The 23,758-nt window shown below is 43.5% G+C and carries 18 protein-coding genes; 8 read left to right on the top strand and 10 right to left on the bottom strand.

From position 1 onward, the window contains the following. Positions 1 to 157 precede the first annotated feature (157 nt). Together purR and torD are read right to left on the bottom strand one after the other, a co-directional pair. Complete coding sequence (purR, locus tag VME0621_RS07645) at positions 158 to 1,162, bottom strand: HTH-type transcriptional repressor PurR (RefSeq protein WP_038229597.1); 1,005 nt, start codon at positions 1,160 to 1,162, stop codon at positions 158 to 160. A 302-nt stretch (positions 1,163 to 1,464) separates the two neighbouring features. Continuing rightward, positions 1,465 to 2,118 carry a molecular chaperone TorD gene (gene torD / locus VME0621_RS07640; protein ID WP_006074952.1) on the bottom strand — a complete coding sequence of 218 codons (654 nt, stop codon included), beginning with the start codon at positions 2,116 to 2,118 and terminating at the stop codon, positions 1,465 to 1,467. Between the two features lie 280 nt (positions 2,119 to 2,398). Between torD and torR the strand changes: the two genes are divergently transcribed. Further along, the gene (torR, locus tag VME0621_RS07635; RefSeq protein ID WP_006074953.1) at positions 2,399 to 3,109 is read left to right on the top strand and encodes a two-component system response regulator TorR; all 711 of its coding nucleotides are present in this window, start codon (positions 2,399 to 2,401) and stop codon (positions 3,107 to 3,109) included. A 110-nt stretch (positions 3,110 to 3,219) separates the two neighbouring features. Here torR and elyC read toward each other — a convergent pair whose 3' ends face one another. Then, complete coding sequence (elyC, locus tag VME0621_RS07630; RefSeq protein WP_062457074.1) at positions 3,220 to 4,113, bottom strand: envelope biogenesis factor ElyC; 894 nt, start codon at positions 4,111 to 4,113, stop codon at positions 3,220 to 3,222. A 117-nt stretch (positions 4,114 to 4,230) separates the two neighbouring features. On the opposite strand from elyC, the gene cmoM reads away from it, so the two are divergent. From cmoM to mukB, 4 genes are read left to right on the top strand one after another with little or no spacing between them, the layout of a single operon-like run. Continuing rightward, positions 4,231 to 5,010, top strand: coding sequence for a tRNA uridine 5-oxyacetic acid(34) methyltransferase CmoM (gene cmoM, locus VME0621_RS07625; RefSeq protein ID WP_171388472.1), 780 nt, complete (start codon positions 4,231 to 4,233; stop codon positions 5,008 to 5,010). Between the two features lie 11 nt (positions 5,011 to 5,021). Further along, positions 5,022 to 6,359, top strand: coding sequence for a chromosome partition protein MukF (mukF, locus tag VME0621_RS07620; RefSeq protein WP_038229604.1), 1,338 nt, complete (start codon positions 5,022 to 5,024; stop codon positions 6,357 to 6,359). Continuing rightward, positions 6,340 to 7,083: a chromosome partition protein MukE gene (gene mukE, locus VME0621_RS07615; protein ID WP_038229606.1), complete on the top strand. Its 744-nt coding sequence runs from the start codon at positions 6,340 to 6,342 to the stop codon at positions 7,081 to 7,083. The genes mukF and mukE overlap by 20 nt, the downstream gene beginning before the upstream one ends. Then, positions 7,080 to 11,528, top strand: coding sequence for a chromosome partition protein MukB (mukB, locus tag VME0621_RS07610; protein ID WP_062457077.1), 4,449 nt, complete (start codon positions 7,080 to 7,082; stop codon positions 11,526 to 11,528). Before mukE ends, mukB begins: the two co-directional genes overlap by 4 nt. A 70-nt stretch (positions 11,529 to 11,598) precedes the next feature. Here mukB and rsmS read toward each other — a convergent pair whose 3' ends face one another. The 4 genes from rsmS to dinG are packed head-to-tail and all read right to left on the bottom strand — an operon-like array spanning position 11,599 to position 15,163. Continuing rightward, the gene (gene rsmS / locus VME0621_RS07605) at positions 11,599 to 11,757 is read right to left on the bottom strand and encodes a pleiotropic regulatory protein RsmS (protein ID WP_081875874.1); all 159 of its coding nucleotides are present in this window, start codon (positions 11,755 to 11,757) and stop codon (positions 11,599 to 11,601) included. Further along, positions 11,757 to 12,272, bottom strand: a complete 516-nt coding sequence (gene priC, locus VME0621_RS26115; protein ID WP_082795483.1) for a primosomal replication protein PriC — start codon at positions 12,270 to 12,272, stop codon at positions 11,757 to 11,759. Before priC ends, rsmS begins: the two co-directional genes overlap by 1 nt. A 27-nt stretch (positions 12,273 to 12,299) precedes the next feature. After that, the gene (locus VME0621_RS07600; protein WP_006074961.1) at positions 12,300 to 13,073 is read right to left on the bottom strand and encodes a sulfite exporter TauE/SafE family protein; all 774 of its coding nucleotides are present in this window, start codon (positions 13,071 to 13,073) and stop codon (positions 12,300 to 12,302) included. A 14-nt stretch (positions 13,074 to 13,087) separates the two neighbouring features. After that, on the bottom strand, positions 13,088 to 15,163 hold the full coding sequence (gene dinG / locus VME0621_RS07595; protein ID WP_062457080.1) for an ATP-dependent DNA helicase DinG: 2,076 nt from the start codon (positions 15,161 to 15,163) through the stop codon (positions 13,088 to 13,090). Positions 15,164 to 15,697: 534 nt separating this feature from the next. Here dinG and VME0621_RS07590 point away from each other — a divergent pair. The 3 genes from VME0621_RS07590 to VME0621_RS07580 all read left to right on the top strand — a co-directional run bounded on the left by VME0621_RS07590 (position 15,698) and on the right by VME0621_RS07580 (position 20,160). Then, the gene (locus VME0621_RS07590; protein ID WP_062457084.1) at positions 15,698 to 16,747 is read left to right on the top strand and encodes a porin; all 1,050 of its coding nucleotides are present in this window, start codon (positions 15,698 to 15,700) and stop codon (positions 16,745 to 16,747) included. A 169-nt stretch (positions 16,748 to 16,916) separates the two neighbouring features. Further along, positions 16,917 to 17,612, top strand: coding sequence for a YccT family protein (locus VME0621_RS07585; protein ID WP_231892928.1), 696 nt, complete (start codon positions 16,917 to 16,919; stop codon positions 17,610 to 17,612). Between the two features lie 136 nt (positions 17,613 to 17,748). Beyond that, the gene (locus tag VME0621_RS07580; RefSeq protein WP_062457087.1) at positions 17,749 to 20,160 is read left to right on the top strand and encodes an efflux RND transporter permease subunit; all 2,412 of its coding nucleotides are present in this window, start codon (positions 17,749 to 17,751) and stop codon (positions 20,158 to 20,160) included. Positions 20,161 to 20,501: 341 nt separating this feature from the next. Here the strand turns inward: VME0621_RS07580 and VME0621_RS07570 are convergent, their stop codons facing one another. From VME0621_RS07570 to VME0621_RS07560, 3 genes are all read right to left on the bottom strand, one after another. Next, entirely contained in the window at positions 20,502 to 21,389 is an 888-nt protein-coding gene (locus tag VME0621_RS07570) for a hypothetical protein (protein WP_038226011.1), read from the bottom strand. A gap of 142 nt (positions 21,390 to 21,531) precedes the next feature. Next, positions 21,532 to 22,866 (bottom strand): DUF4397 domain-containing protein, encoded by a 1,335-nt coding sequence (locus VME0621_RS07565; protein WP_062457093.1) that lies wholly within the window; start codon positions 22,864 to 22,866, stop codon positions 21,532 to 21,534. 148 nt (positions 22,867 to 23,014) lie between these two features. After that, positions 23,015 to 23,458 carry a dCMP deaminase family protein gene (locus VME0621_RS07560; RefSeq protein WP_031495097.1) on the bottom strand — a complete coding sequence of 148 codons (444 nt, stop codon included), beginning with the start codon at positions 23,456 to 23,458 and terminating at the stop codon, positions 23,015 to 23,017. Positions 23,459 to 23,758: the final 300 nt, after the last annotated feature.

Genomic DNA, 23,758 nt, shown 5'->3' with positions numbered 1-23,758 from the left:
GACTCACATCTATGACGGTTGTATGGTAAAAGTGTGATATTGCTTCAGATAATCGATTGGGATTTGTGCGGGAGAGTGTGTCGAAACAAACAATAAAGCGTTCAGTTTATTGGATGAGGATCAAAAAAAAGCGCCTAGAAAGGCACTTTTTTCAGGATTATGTGAGTTTTTTGACAGAATCACGTTCTACAATCTCAGGGTGCATTTCGAAAATGCGTTTTTCGTGACCTTTATCTTTGATTCGTTCTAGAAGAATCTCAAACGCATTCTTACCTACACGACGCTTCGGTTGGTGCACTGTTGTCAGTGGTGGAGAGAAATACTCAGCCAATTCGATATTGTCATAACCGATAACGGAAATATCTTCTGGAACTTTTACACCTAATTGTTGAAGGCGACTCATTAAACCGAATGCCATGGTGTCGTTGAAGCAGAATACGGCAGTAGGACGAACTTCCATTGCTGCAATACGGTTAGCGGCAATCACGGCCGTATCACATTCGAAGTTACCTTCTAAGATTCGGTCATCTTTCATCTCGATACCCGCTTCCGCTAGAGCACGCTGATAGCCGATAATACGTTCTTGGCAAACGGCTTTCTCTAGGTGTCCGCTCAAGCATGCAATGTCAGTATGACCGTTATCGATCAGATATTTAGTTGCGAGATAGCCGCCTTCTTCCGAGTTATCAATGATCTTGTCGGCTTGAGAGCTTTCTGGGCCCCAGTCCATAATCACTTTCGGAATATCTGAATGACGGTCTAGCATTTCTAGTAGCTCTTCAGTTAAGTCGGAGCACATAACCAAAATGCCATCAACACGTTTTTCTGCGAGCATGCGAATATAGTCGCGCTGTTTCTCGTAGACACCACCTGTGTTACATAGGATTAAAGTATAGCCTTGGCGATAGCAGTAGCTTTCAACACCGTCGATGACTTCCGAGAAGAACAAGTTTGTAGACTGAGTGACAAGCATTCCAATCGTTTTGGTCGAGTTACATTTCAAACTACGAGCAACCGCACTTGGTGCATAGTTAAGTTCATCTACCGCTGCCATCACTTTTTCTTGTGTGGCTTCTGCTACAAAACGAGTTTTATTAATTACGTGAGAAACGGTGGTCGTTGAAACGCCAGCCAGACGGGCGACATCTTTGATTGTTGCCATAGCTATATCCTTTTATCGCGGAGTGCTATTAATAGCCAATACCGCTTCGAATTCTGGAAGCCAATTTATGGGTTCCTAATAAGTAGTGCATTCTGAATGAAAAAACCGCTTTTCAGCGGTTTGGTTCAACAGTTCGACAGATTATTATTGTGCTTGTTGAATACCAAAGCGGCTTTTGCATTTAAACGGCGGATTGTAGTCTTCCCCATTGATACAAGCAATCACTTATACAACAAATTTATAGATAAGGCGCACTTTTGTCTGTAACGGTGAGTGATAAACAGTATATGCGCCTCAAAATCTTAGGCTTGATCACCTTTTAAGTAATCAAGATCTAGCTTGATAAGTGCTTGAAGTACTGTGGATACCGCAGCGTAAAAACCGAACTCATCGTGCTGCTGACATTTAGTCACGAATTGTGGCACCCAAGTTAGCAAGTGTTGTTCAATAAACTCTGCTTGCTGTTCCATCGCCTCATTCATGTGAGCTTCTGACTCTAATTCGTTGGAACGAATAATGAGGTTCCCGAGAAAATCGAGCTCAATAGCCAAATGATCCGCTGGTTCGTTTAAGTTTTCAGTTACCGCAATATTGTGCTCCGCAAGCAACTCTGACATTACTTGAGCGGGTTTGTCGTTTAACAGACCTGACTCACCAATATATAAAGAAGCATAAGGTAGTGCCCCATGCTTATCTGTTTTCAAAAACAGATCACAAAAATCAGCAGACAACTCAAGTTGGGCATCTTCTCTTACTTGCAGTCTGTTTAGTGCGTCGACCATAGAGGCGATAGGAGCTGATAGTGTTGGGTTTTCACCCAGTCCAGTAAGGAAAGCGCGTATATCTGGGCTTTGATATTTCTCGAGTTCTTCTGTGGTTAGTTCTCTAGCAAAGAGGCTCGAAAGCCACCAGTATAATTCAGCACGTTGTTCGTTAAATGCTTTGATTTCTTGCATTTTCTTATCTCCAAAAGTGTTATCTCTATTTTAGCTAATAAAGATGAACAACAGTAATCATTGATGTGAAAAAAAAAGATGAAAAATGAAGGGTTGTGAAGACATGGTCATGTGGAACAAGGTTTTTGGATAAATCTCTGTTGCATATCTGAAGTTAAGATTTCTATTTGTTTTGAATCAAGAAAAAGCAAGTTTTCTTCAATTCACGTCAATGTAGGCTAGAATTGTGACTAATTATGAATAGAATGACTCTGTCATTGAAAGATTGAGATAGAAAGACATGAAATATCACGTACTAGTAGTGGAAGATGATGTCGTTACGCGCAGCAAACTAGCGGGTTACTTCGAAAGTGAAGGTTACTTGGTGAGTGAAGCGGAGAGCGGCGAACAAATGCGTCAGATTCTACAGGAAGCCAGCATCGACTTGGTGATGTTAGACATCAACTTGCCGAAAGAAGATGGACTGATGCTAACGCGTGAATTAAGAAGTCAATCGGATATTGGCATCATTCTAGTGACGGGTCGCACAGATAGTATCGACCGTATCGTTGGTTTGGAAATGGGCGCAGATGATTATGTGACGAAACCATTCGAATTGAGGGAGCTCCTAGTCCGCGTCAAAAATTTGCTATGGCGTATTTCTCTAGCCAGAAAACAACCTATTATTGAAGAATCGGTGCAGAATGAAAACTTGATTTACTTTGGTGAGTGGGTGTTTGACAAGCAACGCCGTTCGCTAAGTAACAATGGAGAGCCAGTAAAACTCACTAAGGCAGAGTACGAACTCTTAGTAGCGCTATCGGCATATCCTAATCAGGTACTTAGCCGCGAGCGTATACTTAATATGATCAGTCATCGAGTTGACGCGCCAAACGACCGCACTATTGATGTTTTGATTCGTCGCATGCGTGCGAAGATGGAACTGGATCCGAAGAACCCACAGATTTTCATTACTGTCCACGGTGAAGGGTATATGTTCGCCGGTGATTAGCATTCTATTCTGCTGTAATTACGACATAAAGTCTGTTGCAGCTAGACTTTTTGAATAATCAAAAAAACGCCTCACTTTATAAGTGTGGCGTTTTTTGTTGTGCCTGACTGTTATTGAGCGTTTGCTGCTTCTTGCGGTTCTTCAGGAGCAAGTTGCGCTTCAATGTCTTGCTCGGTGATCTTATCTACATCCTCAGAAGACTCTAACTCAGAAACGGAAGGCAAAAACTCTTGGTTACCTTCGTTAGCCACCCAATCACGAAGGTCTTGCCATATTAATCCCATGGTCTCGTGCCAGTATCGCTCAGTCTGCTCCAAGTAACGAGATGATGGCGTATATTTCTGCCAAGCTTGCTCAATGTCTTTCTGCGCTAAGAAGTTAGTCGGTGCTGGGTACGGGGTCAATCCAGCTGCTTCAAATTCGTGCATAGCACGCTTCATATGACTAGCAGATGTCACCAAAACAAGTTTCTTACTCTGAACGAATCCAGCGGCTTGTCGTGCTTCTTCCCATGTATCTTTTGCTGTTTCCAACAAAATGATATCCGGTTTCGCAATACCTAAAGCAAGTGCAACTTTCGCCATGGTTCTAGCATGACTGACACCGGTACCACCATCATAACCAGATAGAATCAATTTAGCGCCTGGATACATTCTAAGAATCCGGATACCTTCACTTAAGCGCATTAATGAAGCTCGACTCAGTTCTGAAGTGGGTGGAATTTGGTCGTCGACCACATGTCCACCGCCAAGGACCATCACATAGTCGATGGTTTCATTAATCGGCAAGAACGCACTGTATTGGCGCTCAAGCGGCATCAACAGGCGGCTAGATAAGGGTTGGAATGAAATAAGAAAAGTCCCACACAGAGACACGAGAATAATCAGGCTTCCTAGTTTACGACGTGCCGTAAACATGATGAGAACTAAGCCCAAGAAGCCAAGAATTAACATGGCAGGTAGAGGCATTAGTAATGAAGACACAACCTTTTTCAGCTCAAACATAGAATAATAGTCCGAAAAAACACCACTTAACGCTAAAAAAGGGAGTTGCCCCTTTATTCCTGTCACTTATATGACAGAATAGCTGTATAACTGGTTATCTTAACTCAATATACCGTGATGCAAGACCGAAATTTCGACGATATCGCCCACAAATTTGCAAAAAATATTTACGGCTCAGAGAAGGGTGAAATTCGCCAAACTATTGTTTGGGAAGACTTAACCCAAGCTCTCGCTGCGCTGGATGATACAAGAAAAAACCTAGAAGTTTTAGATGCAGGTGGTGGATTAGGGCAAGTTTCTCAACGAATTGCTGAGAGAGGACACAAGATCACATTATGTGACCTCTCTTCTGAAATGCTCAAGTTGGCCAAGGCAGATGTTGAAAAAAACGGGCTACTCTCGCAATATCGCTGGATACATAGTCCAGTACAGCGTATTGCAGAACATATGAGCCAACCCGTAGATCTGGTGTTGTTTCATGCTGTTATGGAATGGTTAGCTGAACCTAAACCCGCGCTAGAAGCGGTTTTGCAGCAAGTGAAACCTGGTGGTATCGCTTCTGTCATGTTTTACAATCATCATGGATTGGTATTTAAGAACGTCATATGTGGCAATATTCCTCATGTACTTGAAGGCATGCCACATAGAAAGAGATTTAAGCTTCAGCCACAAAAAGGGCTAAAGCCAGAGGAAGTGTATCAGTGGATAGAGGATGCGGGATTTGAAATATGTGGCAAATCTGGTATTCGTTCATTCAGTGATTACATTGGCAATATGCAATACATGGGAGACTACACCGCTGAAGACGTTCTAAAAATAGAGCAGCAGCTGTGTCGCCAAGAACCCTATCTCTCCATGGGCCGATACATTCATGTATGGGCAAGGAAAAAACAATAACAGGAAAGACCATGAGTGATAACACTCTGATTGCGGATGACCGACCGATTGATGAACTTGTCGGCTGGGTCAAACAGCATGATTTTGCATTGAATCTTTCCACTGAACGGTTGGCATTTCTCATATCTATCGCGGTATTGAGTAATGAAAGATTTGATGAAGAACTGGGGGAGGGCGAGCTACACGATGCGTTCAAGATCGTCACCCAACAGTTCGAGCAAACGGGCGAAGCGACCGCGTTTCGTGCCAATAATGCGATTAATGAATTGGTTAAACAGAGGCTGCTAAGTCGTTTTACCAGTGAGATAAACGATGGCGCGAGCATCTACCGTCTCAGTCCACTTGCGATTGGCATTACGGATTACTACGTCAGGCATCGCGAGTTCTCCAAACTCAGACTCTCTATCCAGCTTTCAATGGTGGCGGATGAAATGGCGAAAGCCATTCTCGCGGCTCAAGAAGGCGGGACGGTTGGTCACTGGCGCAAGAACGTATTTGGCGTTCTGAAATACTCAGTGGGTGAAATTTTCGATCAGATTGATTTGAACCAACGAGTTATGGATGAGCAGCAGCAGTCGGTCAAATTGCAAATTGCAGAGCTACTCAATAAAGACTGGCGAGAAGCCATCAACAATTGCGAAGCTTTGCTGTCTGAAACCTCCGCAAATCTTCGTGAGCTTCAAGATACTCTGCAAGCAGCAGGGGACGAACTACAAACTCAAATACTTGATATTCAAGAGATTGTTTATGGTGATGATGAGCTTGAGTTTGTGGGAGAAGCGCTGTTTGGCTTACAAATGAAGTTAGATCGAATCATCAGCTGGGGCCAGCAAGCGATCGATTTGTGGATTGGTTACGATCGTCACGTACATAAATTTATCCGTACTGCGATCGATATGGATCAAAACCGTGCATTCAGCCAAAGACTTCGCCAGTCTGTGACCGACTATTTTGATGCGCCATGGTATTTAACCTATGCCGACGCAGAAAAACTCACCGATCTTCGTGATGAAGCTTTAGTGCTTCGAAATGACGAAGTGACGGGGGCTGTGCCACTTGAAGTGGAATATGAAGAATTTGAACAAGTAAATGATGAACTTGCCGAACGTATCGGAGACATGCTGAAAGTGCATAAAGAGCAGGGCGCTCCAATTGATTTAGGCATAGTGCTTCGAGATTATCTTGCTGCACACCCACACACTCATCATTTCGATCTAGCAAGAATCGTTGTGGACCAAGCAGTTCGGTTGGGTTACTCCCAATCCGATTACTCCGCCATTCAACCAGATTGGCAAGCTATCAACGATTTTGGCGCAAAGGTACAAGCAAATGTCATCGACAAATATTGACGAATACATGTCAGAAAAACTGGCAAAAGCGATAACAAATCCGCTTTTTCCTGCACTAGATAGTGCACTTCGTGCGGGCAAACACATTTCCTCAGAGGACTTGGATAATCACGCTCTTTTGTGTGATTTTGATGTGGAACTGGCGAGTTTCTATCAGCGCTATAACACGGAATTGGTGAAAGCGCCTGAAGGATTCTTCTATTTACGCCCTCGTTCGACCACGTTAATTGGTCGAAGTGTGTTGTCAGAATTAGATATGCTGGTGGGCAAAGTACTGTGCTTTTTGTATTTGAGCCCAGAGCGTCTAGCTCATGAAGGCATCTTTACCAATCAAGAACTGTATGACGAGTTATTGGCACTCGCTGATGAAAAGAAACTGATGCGCCTCGTCACTAATCGCGCAACAGGATCTGATCTCGATAAAGAAAAACTGTTTGAAAAAGTACGTACGTCTTTAAGACGTCTACGCCGCCTAGGTATGACGATCTCTATTGGTGATACAGGTAAGTTCCGTATCAGTGAGGCGGTGTTCCGCTTTGGTGCCGACGTTAGGGTTGGTGACGATATGCGTGATGCTCAATTGAGACTGATCCGCGATGGCGAAGCGGTAGCGCATACTCAAGCACCATCACAAGGTAGCTTAATTCCTAACGAAGAAGTGAAAGAGACAGAGTTAACCGAACAATTGGATATTCAGCAAGATGATCAGGAGGCTGACGTATGATTGAAAGAGGTAAGTATCAATCAATGACGATGGTCAACTGGAACGGCTTTTTCGCGCGTACTTTTGACATTGATAGCCTAGTGACCACGTTATCTGGAGGTAACGGTGCGGGCAAATCTACTACAATGGCGTCATTCATCACGGCTCTGATCCCCGACCAAAGCTTGCTTCACTTTAGAAATACGACAGAAGCCGGCAGTTCTCAGGCATCGAGAGACAAAGGTCTATACGGTAAGCTGCAACCAGGTACATGTTACTCGGCACTCGACGTTGTGAACTCACGCAATCAACGAGTCTTGTTCGTGGTTAAGTTGCAGCAAGTTGCTGGACGAGATAAAAAAGTCGATATTAAACCGTTTATTATTCAAGGTTTGCCAAGCAGCGTTAAGCCGACCGATATCCTAATTGAAGCAGTGTCTGACAACCATGCTCGTGTCCGCCAAATCAATGAAGTGAAAGATGCGGTCAGTGGTATGGAAGGCGTTCACTTTAAAGCGTTTAATTCTATTGTTGATTATCATGCGCAAATGTTTGAGTTTGGTGTTTTGCCAAAGAAATTGCGCAATAGCAGCGACCGCTCGAAGTTTTATCGCCTGATTGAAGCCTCGCTATATGGTGGTATTTCAAGCGCCATTACTCGCTCGCTTCGTGACTATCTATTGCCTCAAAATGGCGGCGTGAAAAAAGCATTCCAAGATATGGAATCGGCACTGCGCGAAAACCGTTTAACCTTAGAAGCGATCAAAACGACGCAAGCCGACCGTGACCTGTTCAAGCATCTTATTACTGAATCAACGAACTATGTTGCTGCAGATTACATGCGACATGCGAATGAGCGCCGTAATAAGCTTGAAAGTACAATGGCGATGCGCAATGAGTTGTTTGGCTCAAGACAAACCTTGATTGCACAGAATGAATTGCTAAATAAAGTTCAGCAAGAACTGTCCATGCTTCTCGAAAGTGAATCTGGGCTTGAACAGGACTATCAAGGCGCGCAAGACCACTTATTGTTGGTCCAAAATGCTTTACGCCAACAAGAGAAGATCGAACGTTATCAAGAAGATCTTGAGGAGCTCAACGAGCGCCTTGAAGAGCAAATGATGGTGGTTGAAGAGGCCACTGAGCGTAAGTTAGCTGCAGAAGAGCAAGCGACATTCGCTGAAGAAGAAGTGGATAGCTTAAAAACGCAGCTCGCAGATTACCAACAAGCTCTGGATGTGCAACAGACGCGCGCACTGCAATATCAGCAGGCGGTCCAAGCGTTAGAGAAAGCGCGTGAGTTGCTTGATGATGATGCTCTTGAGCAAGATGGTGCTGCGACTAAGCTAACTCAGCTGAAAACTGAAGAAGCTGAACGTACTACTCAATTGCTGGAATTTAAGCATAAGTTGGACATGTCTTCTGCTGCGGCGAAGCAGTTTGAACTTGCATTAGAACTCGTCCAGCAAGTTGCAGGCGATGTACCTCGTAATAAAGCAGCAAGCGCAGCGAGACTAGCGTTAAAGCAAGTGGATGAGCAGCGTCAACTGCTAGGCAATGAATCCCAGCTAAGAGCACAGTTCCGTGATACTGAAAAGAATATTGAACGTCAAGAGCAAGCTCAGCAACTGGTTAACGATCTCCATAGTGTTGGCGTCACAATAGCCAATGAAATGGATATTGAGATAGAAGCGGAGCGTCAGCGCGAAAAAGTGCTAGAAGGCGAGCAACAACTTGAGCAGTTACGTGAATCATCAAGTGACGCGAAGCAACGTGAACAGGAACTTGCTTCTGAAATTAGTAAACTTGAACGTTATGCTCCTCAATGGATTAAGTCATACAATGCACTAGAAGAGTTAAGAGAGCAAAGTGGTCTGGAACTGACAGATCGAGCGGATGTTATCAGCTCAATGCAGGAAGTGAATGATAACGAACGTAAGACCTCATTTGAGCGCGACTCACTAGCGAAACGTCGTGAAGAACTTGATCTTGAGATTGAACGTCTTGCGTCCCCAGGTGGTTCAAATGATCCTCGCTTGAAAGGTTTGGCTGATACACTGGGTGGCGTGCTTCTCTCTGAGATTTACGATGACATTACTATTGATGATGCGCCGTACTTTAGCGCAATGTATGGTCCTGCTCGTCATGCGATTGTAGTGTCAAACCTTGACGGAATTAAAGAAAAGCTGGTAGAGCTTGATGACTGCCCTGAAGATCTGTACATCATCGAAGGCGACATCGATGCATTTGATGATAGTTCATTTGATGCTGACGAATTAGATGGTGCAGTGTGCGTGCAGCTTAATGAAAGACAGTTACGTTACTCGCGTTTTCCGAAGATCCCTCTATTTGGCAGAGCGGCGCGTGAACAGCGTTTGGAGCTACTGCGTGAACAACGTGAAGAGACCGTTGAAAAACACGCGAAAGCGGCGTTTGATGCTCAAAAGCTGCAACGTCTATACCAAGCATTCAATGCTTTCGCAGCACAGCATATGCAGTTAGCATTTGAATCCGACCCTGAAGTACAGCTAGCGCGTCTGCGTGAGCAACGAAGTGCTGTAACTCGTGAGCTAAGCGACCACAAACAACGTGAACAGCAGATCAACGCGCAGCTGGTGGCGACAAAACAATCGGTTGGTTTACTTGACCGATTGGCGATTTCATCAAATGTTTTGTTTGATGAGACACTGGTTGAGCGATTTGCAGAGCTGCAATCGCAAATGGAACAGCTAACCTCAGCGAAAGCATATGTTAATCAACATGGTTCCGCATTAGAAAAACTATCTAGTGTGGTCAATGCGTTGGATAGTGACCCTGAACAGTTTGAAGCGTTAACGGAGCAATACCAATCTGCGGACAAAAATCTACAAGCATTAAAAGCTCAGATCTTTGCCGTTGCCGATTTGGCTGAGCGTCGTCCTTACTTTGCTTATGCTGATTCCATAAATATGTTGAATCAAAGTAGTGAACTTAGTGAGCAACTTAAAGCAAAGTTGGTGCAAGCTGAATCAACGCGTGCTCGTTTGCGTGAAGGCTTAAAGCAAGTTCAGGAGCAAGCTAACCAATACAACCAAGTACTGGCGTCTCTTAAGAGTTCCCATCAAGCTAAACTGGAAACGGTTCAAGAGTTTAGAGCAGAGCTTCAGGAATACGGTATTGTCCCTGATGAATCTGCATTGGAACGCGCAGAGCAGCGTCGTAATGAGCTTCAGTTAGCGTTGCAAACATCTCGTACTCGTAAGAGCGAATACGAGAAAACCATGACGTCCACTGAACTTGAAATGAAAGGTTTGGCGAAACGTCTGAAAAAGGTTCAGAAAGAGTACGTTGAGTTACGTACCTATGTGGTAGCAGCAAAAGCGGGATGGTGCAGCGTATTACGTCTAGCCAAAGCTAATGACGTAGAACGTCGATTACACAAACGTGAACTCGCCTACATGAGTGCTGGTGAATTGCGTTCAATGTCGGATAAGTCATTGGGTGCACTGCGTTTGGCGGTCGCTGATAATGAAGACTTGCGTGATTCACTGCGTCAGTCGGAAGATACTTCAAAACCAGAACGCAAAGTCCTGTTCTATATCGCTGTATACCAACATCTAAGAGAGCGCATCCGTCAGGATATCATCCGCACCGATGATCCGGTAGAAGCTATTGAAGAGATGGAAGTAGAGCTGGCTCGCTTGACCGAAGAACTGACGCAACGCGAAAACCGTTTGGCTATTAGTTCGGAATCGGTATCAAGCATCATCAAGAAAACGATTCAGCGCGAGCAGAATCGAATTCGTATGCTTAACCAAGGTCTATCGAATATTCATTTCGGTCAGGTGAAAGGCGTAAGACTTAATGTCAAGATTCGTGAGAGCCATGAGCAATTGTTAGTAGCTCTAACGGGTGAGCATAAAGACTTGTTCGAGACAACGCGTTATACCTTCTCTGAAGCCATGGCTAAGTTGTTCCAACGTGTTAACCCACATATCGATATGGGGCAACGCTCTCCGCAAGTACTGGGTGAAGAGTTACTAGACTATAGAAACTATCTTGAGCTCAGTGTCGAAGTTAACCGTGGTTCTGATGGCTGGTTACAGGCAGAGTCGGGCGCACTATCGACAGGTGAAGCTATCGGTACAGGTCAGTCAATTCTGTTAATGGTAGTGCAAAGCTGGGAAGAAGAATCGCGTCGTTTACGTAGCAAAGATATCTTGCCTTGTCGTTTACTGTTCCTGGATGAGGCTGCGCGTCTTGATGCTAAATCCATCGCGACATTATTTGAACTTTGTGACCGCCAAGGGATGCAGCTACTCATTGCCGCACCGGAGAACATCAGCCCAGAAAAAGGGACGACGTACAAATTGGTGCGTAAAGTGTTCAAAGATCACGAGCATGTTCATGTTGTCGGTCTTCGCGGTTTTGGTGAGAATAAGCGATTAGATGACGCTGAAAAGTTAGTTGAACAAGCAACAGCGTAAAGAAAAACCAAAAAGCCTTCTTATTAGAAGGCTTTTTTTCGGCTTATGAAGTTTGGGTGGAGATTTTGGCCTAAGAGTTCTCTACTTTTCTTAATAGATCGCTTTTCACGATTTCTAGCGCCTTGAGTGCCACTTTAGGGTCAACCTCATTACTTTCCAGTAGAAAGATGAGATCAACGGCAAGTTTGATTTCTTCAGGTGCGTTATCGAGCCCAGATTCAGAAGACATTATATTAACCTCATCTTTTGATTGATGGTGTGCTGAATCGCATTCATAGCATTGCGGCAGCGTTGTAAACGTTGTTCGGTGGAGATAAGTTGTGGTTTGGTCGTTTGACCACCTGTCAGGCTCTGTTCTTGTTGCCTCACAAGAGTGCACAACTTTTGTTCCCAAACTTGATGTTGTCTAAGGTCAGCCCTCAATTGTTCAAGGGATTTGCTTTCTAAAGCAGTATCAGTGGGTGTATTCGCAATGAGCAAGACTCGCTCAATCGCTTCAAGCTGCTCGGTAAACTTTGTCACCCAAATTTCTGAAGAAGAGGTGCTAATACCTTGTTTACTCAATGTGATGATTTTATCTAAGGTTCGCTCGGCTTCTATAACGCAAGGTTGAAGCAGTATGTTGGAAGCGGAGAAAAGGTGTTCATCAAACAGTGGTTTTTTATGACCACGATTCTTAAAATCAAACTCTTGAGCATCTTGATAGAGTTGCTCTAGTCGAGCTTTAACTTCAGATAATTTCATTGCAGCTCCTCTTTCTCTTCGACCAAATCATAACCAAGCATCATACGCCAGTTTGATGGCCAGAATGCTTACAACGGTAACAAAGATAGGTCGAATGAACTTGGCTCCAAATCGAATAGCGGAATGTGCGCCGATATAAGCACCAGCCATTAAACACAGCCCCATGGTTAAGCCCAAGACCCAATTAATATGGCCTAATACTGCGAACGTTATCAATGAGGTAAAGTTACTAGTGAAGTTCATCGCTTTTGAGAGACCGGAAGCGAATAAAATGTTCAGTCTGTATAAAGCCATTGAACTGACGGTCCAGAATGCACCAGTGCCGGGACCGGCAACACCATCGTAAAAGCCCAAAGACAGTCCTTGTAAGTACTGCTTTCGATTAAACTTGGGACAGCCTACATGGACCTTGTTCTGTTCATCGCCTTGAGGTGCTTTTTGAAAAACCGTGTAGAGCGCTGCGGCAAGAATAATAAGAGGTAGGATCTTTTCTAACCATTCGGTACTGATCATGTCAACAACGAGAGTACCAATAGTCGCGCCGATGAGTGTCGCAATAAAAGCTCGATACCAGCATTCAGGGCTAAATAACCTTTTGCGATAGTAGGTAAACGCTGCGGTAGATGAGGCAAACGTAGCTGCTAGCTTGTTAGTACCGAGTGCTATGTGTGGAGGAAGTCCTAGCGATAGCAGTGCAGGTACCGTTAGCATTCCGCCGCCGCCTGCGACCGCGTCAATAAAGCCTGCAGCAAAGGCGACAAGCGCCAAAATAACCAACATGCTAGGTTCGATAAATTCCATCGAGATTTTAGACCTTAGTATTCTATTGTTCTTTTAAAAGGGGGTAGGGAATCGAGCAGAGACTTGCCATACCTTTTTGTGACGATTCGCCTATCGAGAATATAGAGAGTTCCACAGTCTCTTTCTTTACGTAGCAAACGGCCTGCAGATTGTATCAGTTTTTTACTCGCCTCTGGAACTGTAATCTGAAGAAACGGATTGCCACCTTTGCTCTCTATATATTCGGCGTGTGCTTGCTCGATGGGAGAAGTCGGCACCGCAAAAGGTATTTTAGTGATAATCAAGTTCTCTAGTAGTTCCCCAGGTAAGTCTAGTCCTTCGGAAAAGCTTCCTGTTCCAAAAAGCACACTGGTTTTTTGACATTGAGTCAGTGTTTTATGTTTATTTAGAATTTCTGTACGTGATTTCTCACTTTGAACCTGCAGATGCCACCCTTTTAGAGCGAATTTCGATCGCACCTCATCGGCAACTTTATTCATTTGCCAATAAGAGGAAAACAGCACTAAATTACTTTTGCCGTCCTGAATAAAGTCGAACAGCTTTTCAGTCAACTCTTCAGTAAACTGAGGGGCCTGCGGTTCATTACGCATTTTGGGCACAATAAGCTCTGCTTGTTCTGCATAATTAAAAGGTGACGCTAAAGCTAAAAATTGGACGCCATCTTCAGATTTCTGACTGATACCTGCTTGGTTACAGAAAAAAGCGAAGGAATTGAGTGCACGCATCGTCGCTGAAACAAGGACGGCGCCTACACATCGAGACCATAACTGCTGATCTAATTGCCAGCCTACCTCAAGAGGCGCGACACTGATTACGTAGTCACCCTCACGCTCTTTGCTTTTTTCTACCCAGCGTGCCAATGGTGCACCTTTCTCTTTTTTAGGCTCGGCCATGAGTCGCCATACCGCAGCTAGATTATCAAATCGCTGAATATAGAAACCCAATTCGGCTAAAGCGGGTTCGGCTAGTTTGGCTGAAACCTCTCCGTCTTTGAGTCTTTCTGAAATGAGGTCAGCAATTTTCGCCGATGCTTGTGCGCCTTTTTGAGAAAACTGTTTGAGTGCTTTAGACTGCTCTTCTAGCCAGCTGGGTAACTCGCCATTCTCGAAACGACAACTGTCTTCTTCAAATGGAAGACCAGAGCAATAAGAATTGACCTCATTTAATAGAGGGATGAGCTGCTGTATGGAATCCTGTAGTTCGTTGCGAAAGCGACCAACCCGCTTCTCGTCAGCTAAACCAGAGAACTTACTCGCAGACTGATTCAATCTTTCTAACCAAGAGGCGGCACCCTTTAAAGTAGCCGCTGCGGATGCATGGTCTCTAGCTACGTGCGGTAGATGGTGAGCTTCATCGAAGATAAAGATTGTATTTTCGGGATCTGGGAGGATGACGCCGCCACCAAGGTCTGCGTCCGCCATTACCAAACTATGGTTGGCAATAATGACATCGTTTTTATCAAGTTCAGACCGCGCTTTAGCGAATGGGCAGCCTCGGTGAGCAGGTAAACTGTTATTGCAGCTGTGCTTTTCGCTAACGATGGTTTGCCAAATGACATCATCAATGGGCTTCGGCCAGGAGTCTCTGTCTCCGTCCCATTTACCTTGAGCTAGCTTCTCGTACATGAGTTGAAGCTGTTCGATATCAGATTTTTTAGGCTTACTTTCAAACATGGCCATTTGACCACCATCGGCACCGCATGCCACGGCCAATTTCTCGGCGCAGCAATAACGCTGTCTTCCTTTAGCAATAATAAAAGAGAAGTTTTGATCGGTAATACGTCGGAACAGTGGCAAATCCTTATCAAGTAACTGTTCTTGCAAGGCAACTGTTGCGGTAGAAATAACCACCTTACGATTATTTTGAACAGCAACAGGTATAGCTGCCATTAAATAAGACAGACTTTTTCCAATCCCAGTACCTGCTTCTGCAACAATCATACGAGTTGATTTGTGATACTGGCCACAAAGTGTTTTAGCGATCTCTGAAACAAGATAGTTCTGAGCTCGACGCGGAACAAAGTTTTCTAGCTGATTCTGAAGGTTTTGATAACTCTGGCGAATGGATTGTTGGATTTTACTGGTAAGCATAAACAGCCCTAAATTGACGACGAGCGAGTGTAGCACACTTTAGCTAGTGAAAAATATGTTCAAAAACAGTCGTATCTAGTGTGGGTATTTAGATCAAAGTCACAAAAAATAAGTGAACTTTCACATTAGGTTATATTTTTCGCATGATAAAAAATATAAAACGCCAAAAAACATAGTTGTAACGAATAAAGTTCTGTTTGATGTGTATTATTTCAACTATTTATAGAATTATATTTATGAATGTTACCCAAAAACAAGACTAGTGTTGCAATCGAAAGGTGTTCAAAAAATTTGCGATACGTCACTATGAAATTCATAAGTTGTTGATTTTTAATGTTTTACATATATTTATTTATTTTGTTTAGAGTGTTTGACATTGCCTGATAACTTTTGCATTCTTGGTTTCGAGATTTAAAGACGCTGAATCAACCAAAGGACAAAAGGTTGTCGTTCTGAAGGAAGGTTTAGACGTCACATATATTAAAAAAGGGAACCGAAAAGGAATTCCCATCTAAGAAAAGGCAGTGGATTATCATGAAAAAAACTCTAGTAGCTCTAGCTGTACTAGCAGCGGGTTCTGCGCAAGCAGGTATCGAAATCTATAACGAAAACAAAGTTACTGTTAACCTAAAAGGTGACATTGAAGTTGTTTACAAGCGCGGTTATGAAGACAACGCAACAACTAAACAAGAAATTCAAGATGCAGATTTCGGTTTTGACGTTCGTTACGCTATCAACAATGACCTACAATTCGGCGCTTACTGGGAATTCGACGGTAGTGCAGATAACGGTCTAGACGATAACGCAGTTAAAGCTGGTAACACTTATGTTGGTGTATACTCTCAAGCAGCTGGTTCTCTAATCGTTGGTCGTCTTGACTCTATGCTTGACGATGCTGGTATCGGTTCTGACTATCAATTCGGTCTAAACTCTTTCTTCTCAAACGGTTCACCATTTGGTGCTGATGAGTCAATCCGTTACGACATTGATAAAGGTAACTTCTACGGCGGTATCGCATACAAGCAAGACAAGAACGAAAATGCTGGTCTTGGTGAAGACGGTCACATGGTAGATGCTAAAATCGGTTACCGTGTAGCTGATTTTGACTTCACTGGTTTTTACGGTCAAGCTGAGTTTAAAGGCAACGCAAACTTAGCTGACGGCATGAGCGACGGCGATAAAGAAACACTTTATGCAATCGAAGGTCGTTGGGCTGGTGTTGAGAACCTAAACCTTGAACTAGGTTACTACAACATGAAGATGGATCCTAAGACTGGTGAGAGCCAAACTGCTCAAACTTACGGTTTTGCAGCTGACTACACTCTAAACCAATGGGTATTCGCTGGTGGTGTAAGCCAAGTTAACCTAGACAAAGACAATATCGTAAATACTTCTGCTACAGAAACAGTTAACAATGATAGCGAGACTAACTGGTTCATCAACGCTGGTTACAAAGTTGCTCCTGCAGCAACTGTATACGCTGAAGTTGGTGGAAGCAATGGTTACAGCGACAAGTACACTGGAAACAGCTTCTATGCTCAAAACGGTGTTGGCTTCGCAGTTGGTGCTAAAGCTGAATTCTAATTTAATTTAGAGCAGATAATTTTAGAAAGAGTCACCTTAGGGTGACTCTTTTTTTGTGCGCATAATCAATCTTCTACAGCTAAATATTCCTAAAAATGGCTATTTTGAGATTTGAATCTATGGCATTCTAGCCTAATAACCCAATCGTATTTTGTAAGGGAGTCGGGTCGTGAAAAAAAATATGGTGGCCGCATTAGTTGCGCTTGGTTGTTCCTTTTCAGTAAGTGCGGCAACACTTATTCCTCTCAAAGGAGTTTCTGTTTATTTTATTAATGGACAAGAAGCGGAAAGCCGAATAGGAAAAAACGAGTTGACGGAAGGTGAAAACCAAGTTGTAGTGAGAATGGATAAAAAAGTAGGAAAAGGTAGTAGCTCAGGTGTGTTCACTTCTGCTCCCTACGTTCTCACATTCAATGTTTCAGGTGATGAAGTAAAAATCAATCATCCAGTTGCCAGAAGTGAGCAAGAGGCTAAAGCTGCATTTAGAACAGACCAACCTGACTGGCGCATCACACAAGACGGCAGTACTCTTTCCTATTCTCAAGAGAAGCTTCAAGCACAAAGTGGTTTCTTACCTTATATGAAAATGGATGAGCTGATAGCAGCACACAATGCTGAAAGAGGTATTGTCTTCGATAACGGTCAAATGACCAAGGCGGAACAAGCTACCACAGCAACCTTAGTGACAACAGCCGCGGTAGCAACTTCTAAGGATGTTACTGCAGCAAATAATAACGCTCCGAAAACCACAGTAAAAGCTGAACCGACAAAAGTAGAAAATGTCGAGCAACTGAAAGCTTGGTACCTTAAGGCCTCAAAAGAAGAACGTAAAGAATTCCGCAAGTGGATGATTGATCAAGAATAATCATTTGATGTGATGAATATTGCAAAAAGGAGGCAGATGCCTCCTTTTTTATTAGTCGGGTCTGACAGGAAGTTAACCAATGTTTAGCGATTTTGGGCTATCATTGCCTTAATTAACGTTTGTCTTAAATCTTACTGTGAACCGATTTATCTCTCATATTCTACGCTTTCCTAAGCTAACACTTTTTCTTGTCCTTTCTTTGACCGCTCTTTGTGCTTGGTATGGTCAGCAACATTTTAAAATGAACGCGGACTTGTCTTCTCTAGTAAAACAAGAGGGGCAATGGGTTGAGAACTTAGCAACGTTAGATCGCACGTTCCCTGATACTGGGAATGTCGTCTTGCTTATTACTAGTAGTAGCGACCCGCAGTTAAAGCAGCATGTTGACGATTTATCGGACGCCTTAGCAAAAGAGGCTTTGTTTAAAGACGTATTCGCGCCAAGCTCACTTTCTTGGTTTGAACAATACTCACTGGGCTTCTTGTCAGACACAGAATTTCAACACTTGTTAAAAACCGCACAGGATGACGTTGAACCTGCTGCTCAAGCAGCAAGAGCACAGAATATTAACCAATATTTCGGCGCCCTCGCCAAGCAAGACCAAGCATCCCTTACACCTCTGCTGTCAGCGATTGATAGCAAGGCAGTGGATTGGCAACAATTATTAAAAACTAACATAGAGCTACCTAAAGCGTTTGCTATTACCATAGTGGCTCAGCCTGACGAGACCGTAAAAGAGCCCAATAGGGCGATAATAGAAACTATTCATCGTGTTATTGAATCTCAGAATTTACCGAATGACATCAAAGTCCAAATTACCGGCCAAGCAGCCTTAGACTTTGATGAAATTGCCGATGCAAACAACAGTATTACTATTGCTGGATCTGCGTCTTTGTTAGGTTTGGTCCTAATACTAGCTATTGGCATTCGCTCTCTACGTGTCATTCTTGCTTGTTATGTAACAGTATTAGTCGGTTTAGTATGGACATTTGCGGCAGGCTTATTTGTTGTTGGGTCTTACAATACGATTTCGATTGTATTTATGGTTATGTTTATCGGTTTAGCGGTCGATTTTTCCATTCACCTCTGTTTGCATATTCATGAACTAAGAGCAAGAGGTGATAGTAACGTCACAAGTTTGAAAGCTGCGGCATCTCACTCAATTAAGCCGCTTACTCTGTGTGCCTTATCTTCAGCGTTGGGCTTTCTAAGCTTTTATCCTACTAGCTACACTGGTTTAGGCGAGTTGGGCATTATATCTGCGTTGGGTATGATTTTAGGTTTGGCCGCCACCTTTATCATTATACCGTTGTTCTTCACTTTGTTTGGGTATCCAACAGTGAAGCATCACGTGGATACACACCGATTTGTATGGTTTGGGAAAAAACTAAATGCAAACAAAAAGCTGATAGTCGCGGCTTCCTGCCTTCTCGCTATCGGTATGGGGTATGGTGCAACACAATTTAAATTCGACTTCTCGACATTGGTTCTTAAAAATCCTAACTCCGAGTCAGTGGCGGGTTTAAACGCGCTTCAACAACATGGCCTTGGTTCAAGTTACCAACTGTATGCAATAGCAAAGGATCAGCAAGAAGCTGAGCAGTGGAAAAAAAGGCTATTGAGTCAGACAAGCGTTCAAGATGTAACAATAGCGAGTGATTTTCTACCTAATAAAATCGAACAGAGATACTCACAACTACACAACGCTATAAATGCTCAATCAGTTGACGAACCAATGGATTATGTCGAATTTAGACAGTCTGCATTGTCAAAAAATTGGGTTGATGCTGAGAAATTACCTACGGATATTGACACCCAGAAAGTGACAATGAACCTGTTTGAAAACCTTTCATCACTTGCTAATAACCCGGAAGCTAAGCTTGTCGCTCCGTCAGTCAGTCAGTTACCAAAATCACTACAGCAACGCTACATCGCGAATAATGGAGAGTGGTTGGTTGCAGTTACTCCTAAGGGAGATATGACAAATGTTCATGAATTGGAACAGTTTATCTCCCAGGTGAAAAAAGTCGCTTCTAATGCAACAGGACGTGCAGTAGCAGAGCAAGAAGTTGGCAGTATTATTGTCCAAGCGTTTCAAGCCGCCATCTTGATGTCGGTATTTGGTATTGCACTGATTTTGATTTGGACAGTAGACAAGAAGCGTGATGTTATTTTGATCTTTATTCCGCTTGGCCTAGCTGCAATTACCACTTTAGGCATGATGCATTGGTTTAATCTTTCAATGAACATGGCTAATATTATTGTTATCCCTTTGATATTTGGCTTGGGGGTCGATAATGGTATTCATATCGTTAAGCGTTTTAGAGCCGTTAGAAACATCAATGCTTTCTTTAAGAGCTCTACACCTAAAGCGTCCTTGATTAGTTGTCTAACGACACTCGCTACGTTTGGAGCGCTAATCGTCGCAGAACATAGAGGGATGCATTCTATTGGCTTAGTGCTAACCATCGCACTTAGCTGCATCTTGATATTTAGTTTGGTTTTACTACCGGTATTACTAGAACTAACAAAGAAAAAAGCGACATAATCGGCACAAAGCCAAAGCCAAAGCCAAAGCCAAAGCCAAAGCCAAAGCCAAAGCCAAAGCCAAAGCCAAAGCCAAAGCCAAAGCCAAAGCCAAAGCCAAAGCCAAAAAGGTGGTCATCCCTGCGCAGGCAGGGATCTACTCGAAGCGCACTCCGCACCGTTGAACAAACCCCCAGCCTCCGTAGGCTGTCAATTACCTGAAGCGAGCCCAAGGGAAGAAGCCACGTCATTCCTGCGTAGGCAGGAACCTACCCAAAGCAAACATAAACTCAAATTAGATGTAAATTCCGTTATTATCTAATTAAATCGATGCGTTAGATTTCTCTTTGGCAATCTCGGTAGCTAGAATCGCGCGTCCAAAGTAACAAAGAAGCTCTTACGTTGACCCAAACCCATTTCAGTAACTAAAACCCAATTTGGAGTAAACTCGTACTGAGCGCCTAGCAAGGTGTTCCAGTTATTTGCAAGACTTTGATTAACCGTAAACTTGGCGTTTTGTATGAAACCTAAGTCTCCTAGTCCACCAAGAGGCAGATCTTTGACGTTTCCAGTTAAAGTTTGTTCGATGTTTTGATATTGCGCGCCAATCCACGCTCTAACGGGAAAGTCGGTATTTCTTGAAAAGTCGTAGCCAATTCGCGGCGATACAACAATAGAATCTATTTCACCATCAATTACTGTCAATTTTGTTTTTGTATAACTGGCGTCAACAAGAGCAAAGACACTTTCGTAGCCACCGGCTAAAACCGTACCTGCACCGTACATATATCCATCTAAGTCCAGACGAAATGGTGCATTAATATCGTCAATACTGACTTCGTGCTGGCCCAAAAAGCCTAAGTCAATTGTACCGTTGGCGGATGTAATAGTGGTTTCTGAATAGCCATTTAACTTACCACCAATTGCATAGAAATTAAGAAATGGCAGGACCCAAACATCCGCCTTTAATGTAAGTACTTCACTTTCTTGGTAGCCGCCTTGTGTGTTGATATTCAGGTCTTTAATAATGCTAGGTAAGCCAGTTAAAGCAATAGAGTCGACATTAATACCTTGAGACACATTCATATACCCCAAGCTAAGTCCAACCGCTTCGGGTAGAGTATATCCACGCTCTTCTGCTTCCTTCTTAAATAGAGGTAGCTCGATGGCGTTCGCTGAACCTAGACCTAGAGATATTAAGGCAGAAGTGCATACGGCACGCTTGAAAACGGAAACAAGAAAATTGGTCATTGATGGAGTTACTATTGGCTCAAATTATAAGATCGCGGATTGTAGTGGACTAAAACATATATGGAAAGAAAATTAATGGTAAGGCTGAGCAAAAAGTCCGTTATATGTTAATAGCGGACTTTGGTCAGACGTGAGCTTTAGGCTATTTGTCTACATTGAGCGCAATCGAGTTTTCAGTAGCGAACGCTGTCGCGACGTTACCATTAGCTAGTGTGACTCCAGAAGCAGACAAGAGTACGTTTGTCGTTCCAGCGGCTGCAACGGCAAAATCATAGGTTCCAGCATTAACCTCTAAAACAGCGGTATCTTTAAAGTTAACGCTTTCCAAAACAACAGTGCTCGCAGAGAATCCGGTTCCTGCCGCTGCTGCGTGAATATCAACGGTGCCTGCAACTGGATTGGCGTGTAATACACGTAGTTTTGCGTAGGAGGCTACACTTCGGAGATCATCTTCGATTACAACAGGTTCGATTGATTGATCCGAAAACCGTCCCACAGCAAAAATTGTCGTTTCCGATCCTGCAGCAAATGACGTTCCTGGAGCTTGTATTGCTTCAGGTGTAGTTGCTCCAGTTGGGGTAACGGTTAAATCGTATGATGAAGCGGCCAGATCAAGGCTCTTGATTTTCTCAAAACCAATAACATTTAGTCCAGTCACTACGTTACCTGAAGCTCGAACGTCGACGTCACCAAGATCGGCAACGGCGTGACCGACTCGAACTGTAGCTTTTTCTCCTGTACTACGCAAAACAGTAACAGCGGAACCGTCTGCGACCAGTAAATTAACAGGTGATACGATACCACCACTAACATTTGGAACTGCGGTAACCATTAGATCGCTGCCACCGTCTAGTGACAGGGTTCCACTGTCGTACACTACGTCTGCATCAGTACTCTGACCGGCGAGTGTAATTCTAATACGATAATCGCCCGCAGGTAATGTCACTGGAAGCTGAGATTCGTCCTCTTTGAAAGTAAGGTCTGAAACAGCGATAGTGCTGGCGCTAATACTCGGGTCTGTAGTCAGGTGAATATCGACGCCACCAACTCCCGGATGACCGTGTAATACGTCCAATCGCACGGATTGAGCGTCTGGACCGCTTGTCGAACGTGATAAAATCACAGGCTCGATTGCGTTAACGTTATTTACCGCAAAAACGTCATACTGCATGTCTGGTGCAAAATTGACAGCATTAGCAGTGATGACATCCGCGGTCGTATCTCCTGCCAATAAACCTCTGACGATGAGGTCGTGATTACCCGCATCTACAGTAATTAGCCCGCTGCCTTGTTGATAATCCACTTCAGAAAGTCCGCTGGCGACAGCTCCGTCAAGTAATATTGAAACCTGCGGTGCATCAGCACTAGCATGCGTTACACGAAGTTGAGAAGTAGGGGGTGAGTCGTGAGAGTCGCTTCCACAGCCAGCTAGGAACGTTGCTGCAGAAGCGAATAGTGAAAGTTTGACGATGTTCATGTTAAGCCTCATTGCATTTATTATTTGCAATTTGGCTTACGGTTCCCCTAGGCTATCAGTTCATTGTGTGTAGAGTAATTAGCTCTTTAGTTAAGAATTAGGTGGTAAGTTCTAAACTAAAAGATAAGCACTCAGACTGCTATGATTTCTAATCTAGTTGTTCTAAAGGTAGCCAATCTACATGAACACCTGCTTGCTCAAACATATCTTGGCTCAGTGAAATTTTTTCACCCCAACGAGACAGAAAGTCTTCCGTTTGTTGCGGACAGTGCACGACCGAAATACCAGTTTGAATAATCTTTGCAGCGCAATTAGGGCATGGGAAATGGGTAACCCAGATCTCACAACCGTCTAAATCTCTCTTTGCAAATAAAATTGCGTTCTCTTCAGCATGCAGAGTCTTGAGGTATTTGGTTTCTCGTTCATCGACTTCTGCACTATCAGAAATGCCATGGGGATACCCATTAAAGCCGACAGAAACGATTCGATTATTTTTGGTAATAACGGCACCAACTTGCGTCGATGGGTCTTTACTCCAGGAACCAACCAGTTCCGCCATCTGAATGAATCGTTTCGCCCATTTAGAGACCATAACTACTCCGTTCTTTATCTAATTTGACCAATTCAAAATCTTTTCTGAGTGTACAAAACTTACTAGGGTAAAACGAGGGATTTCTGTAAACGATTGCAAGGCTGAGCCTTGTAGGCTCAAATAGGGCGGGACTTGAAAAGGCAAACGATATATTTATGCTTAGTTTGCGTTCAACCCACAACATTTTTGTGACTAATACGAAATTCTTTGTCAGAGTATCGCTAATTCTGTTTTAATTAGTCAGAAGATTATTAATCATATGGCAGAATTTGACGACGTCTTTAAGGATAGGAATAAACA

The sequence above is a fragment of the Vibrio mediterranei genome, from assembly GCF_900088415.1.
In the GTDB taxonomy this organism is placed as follows: Bacteria; Pseudomonadota; Gammaproteobacteria; order Enterobacterales; family Vibrionaceae; genus Vibrio; species Vibrio mediterranei.
The sequence above is the reverse complement of the archived record's forward strand: the minus strand, read 5'-3'. Positions and strand labels throughout refer to the sequence as shown.